This is a genomic window from Agrobacterium sp. MCAB5, from assembly GCF_052114365.1.
Classification (GTDB): Bacteria; Pseudomonadota; Alphaproteobacteria; order Rhizobiales; family Rhizobiaceae; genus Agrobacterium; species Agrobacterium tumefaciens.
Genome location: NZ_JBFREP010000099.1, coordinates 1 through 700, shown reverse-complemented (window position 1 = coordinate 700; position 700 = coordinate 1). Strand labels below are relative to the sequence as shown.

2 pseudogenes are annotated in these 700 nt (G+C 57.7%); both read left to right on the top strand.

The features are described from left to right. Window positions 1–283: pseudogene (locus tag AB4Z23_RS27545) on the top strand (hypothetical protein); the annotation flags it as partial. A 2-nt stretch (window positions 284–285) separates the two neighbouring features. Continuing rightward, window positions 286–700 (top strand): annotated as a pseudogene (locus AB4Z23_RS27540) (hypothetical protein); the annotation flags it as partial.

The following is a 700-nucleotide window of genomic DNA, read 5'->3' as shown; positions in this document are numbered from 1 at the left end:
AAAGCCGTCCGAGCAGGTAAAGTTCGCCGAACTGCTGCGGTTCATGGAAAGCGACGACGGGCTTACCGATGCAAAGATCCCGCTTGTTCAAAAGTCGGGAGGATCCGTTATCGGGCGTCTTTCCGGTGCGCGGCAACCACCGTTGAACCAGGTCCGCAATGAGCTGGCCCATGGCTATCCTTTCGACGGTTTCCTGCAAGCAGGGCTGATCGAGCTTGTGCGCGATCTGATCGAGTATGCTCACCGTGACCACATCGAGGCCTACATGTCGTGGCAGCGCTGAAGATGTACAAGGTGATCGTTCAGCAACTTTCGGAACCTGGGATGGCCCCCCGATTTCTTGGCGATCGTCAGTATTGCCGGTTTTGCGGCACGCCGGATCGTCGCGCATTCGGGAATAAGCGCAACGCCCACACCTTCCCTGAGGCGTTGGGAAATCGCTCGGTGTTTTCGTTGGATGAGTGCAAAGCCTGCAATGAGCTCTTTTCCCTCTATGAGGACGCCATTTGCAAAGCAGTCGGACCCTATCTGACGTTTGGTGGCATTGAGGGAAAGCGTGGTGTCCGGCAGACCGGGCGATCCGCTGGCGCAAATTACGTCCGGCACAGTGTTGTTAGTGGCCGCCGTCATATCGAAGTTGTGTCGCAGGGCGACGCTTCCGAGCTGGCGCGTGTCAACCTAGCGACGGGCGAGCTCTATC